2 protein-coding genes are annotated in these 585 nt (G+C 29.7%); both read left to right on the top strand.

Translation table 11 applies throughout. The features are described 5' to 3' along the window. Positions 1-172 precede the first annotated feature (172 nt). Complete coding sequence (locus LOK41_RS28415) at positions 173-376, top strand: helix-turn-helix transcriptional regulator (protein ID WP_241819438.1); 204 nt, start codon at positions 173-175, stop codon at positions 374-376. Beyond that, positions 376-585 (top strand): hypothetical protein (locus LOK41_RS28410; protein WP_277818796.1); only part of this gene is annotated, 210 nt, incomplete at its 3' end. The genes LOK41_RS28415 and LOK41_RS28410, both read left to right, overlap by 1 nt.

Here is a 585-nt window from a genome sequence, read left to right as displayed (position 1 = left end):
ACAAAGAATTCATGGTTTTTATCCCAAATAAATTTAATAGCGTATAATTTTCACGTTTTCTCAGTTAAACATATAATGTGTTATTCGGTTGATAGTAATGTATTCTTTACTTTTTGTAAAAAATATATTACTATCAAGTTGAGATAACTGTGTAATAGAAGAGAGGAATGACATGCTCGAAAATAATATTCCGGTAGGAAGAGCTGAAAAAAGATGGACGCAACAACAATTAGCAGATGCAGTTGGTGTCAGTCGACAAACTATAGTAGCTTTAGAAAAAAATAAATATAACCCTTCTTTGATTTTAGCTTTCAAAATTGCTAATTCGCTTGAGAAAGAGATAACTGATGTATTTAAATATGAGGAGGATGAATAATGGTTAATATTGCTACGATTGTAATTTGTGTGTTGGTAGTATTAGTGTTCATTGCAGAAATTTACAAAATTACGTTTGAACGTCGGATGGAGTCAAAAGATGAGAGAGGACAAATGTTCATCTTTAAAATTAAGTCACTATCTTATACTGTTTTAACGGTTGGTATATTAATTGGAGTAGCATTAGTAGCAATATTTAAGTTAATAGAT

The sequence above is a fragment of the Bacillus sp. TL12 genome, assembly GCF_022625245.1.
In the GTDB taxonomy this organism is placed as follows: domain Bacteria; phylum Bacillota; class Bacilli; order Bacillales; family Bacillaceae_G; genus Bacillus_A.
The sequence above is the reverse complement of the archived record's forward strand: the minus strand, read 5'-3'. Positions and strand labels throughout refer to the sequence as shown.